The sequence below is a fragment of the Aquimarina sp. AWH4_224 genome, assembly GCF_056160245.1.
Window position 1 is genome coordinate 1 of record NZ_JBSWWU010000044.1, and the last position, 1,017, is coordinate 1,017.

At 46.6% G+C, this 1,017-nt stretch carries 1 protein-coding gene; it reads right to left on the reverse strand.

Annotation, left to right across the window (positions count from 1 at the left end; translation table 11 throughout):
- On the reverse strand, positions 1 to 1,017 hold a 1,017-nt coding region (locus ACXAGJ_RS24615; protein WP_474843837.1), incomplete at both ends, for a tandem-95 repeat protein.

The window sequence follows — 1,017 nt, forward strand, 5'->3', positions numbered from 1 at the left end:
TCTGATTCGCTACGCCTGCTGTACTATCTTCATCTACTGTCAAATTATCATCTGTAGCCGTTGGAGTATCATTCACCGGAGTGACATCGAAGGTAACTGTAGCACTAGACGTATCTCCATCAGCATCTTCGATCTCATAGGTGATTGTTACCGGACCATTATAGTCTAAGGCCGGGGTAAAGTCAATCGTATCATCTGTCGGATCGTTTGGTGTACCTCCATTGTTTACAACTGCAGTTCCTACTGCGGCAGGGATGGCAGTCACATTGATCGTTCCGGTACTTGGACCATCTCCTCCAAAGCTATCGTTTCCTAATACTGCAATGTTGGTCGTTCCACTATCTTCTGCTACATCAGCAGGAGTATCATTAGTAGCCGTTGGGGTATCGTCTACTGGAGTGACATCAAAAGTAACCGTAGCCGTAGCCGTATCTCCATCAGCATCTTCAATCTCATAGGTGATTGTTACCGGACCATTATAGTCTAAGGCTGGAGTAAAGTCGATCGTATCATCCGTTGGATCGTTTGGTGTACCACCATTGTTTACAACTGCAGTTCCTACTGCAGCTGGGATGGCAGTTACATTGATCGTTCCCGTACTTGGACCGTCTCCTCCAAAGCTATCGTTTCCTAATACTGCAATGTTGGTCGTTCCACTATCTTCTGCTACATCAGCAGGAGTATCATTAGTAGCCGTTGGAGTATCGTCTACTGGGGTTACATCAAAAGTAACCGTAGCGGTGTCCGTATCTCCATCTGCATCTTCAATCTCATAGGTGATCGTTACCGGACCATTATAGTCTAAGGCCGGAGTAAAGTCAATCGTATCATCCGTCGGATCGTTTGGTGTACCTCCATTGTTTACAACTGCAGTTCCTACTGCGGCTGGGATGGCAGTCACATTGATCGTTCCGGTACTTGGACCGTCTCCTCCAAAGCTATCGTTTCCTAATACTGCAATGTTGGTCGTTCCACTATCTTCTGCGACATCAGCAGGAGTATCATCTGTAGCCGTTG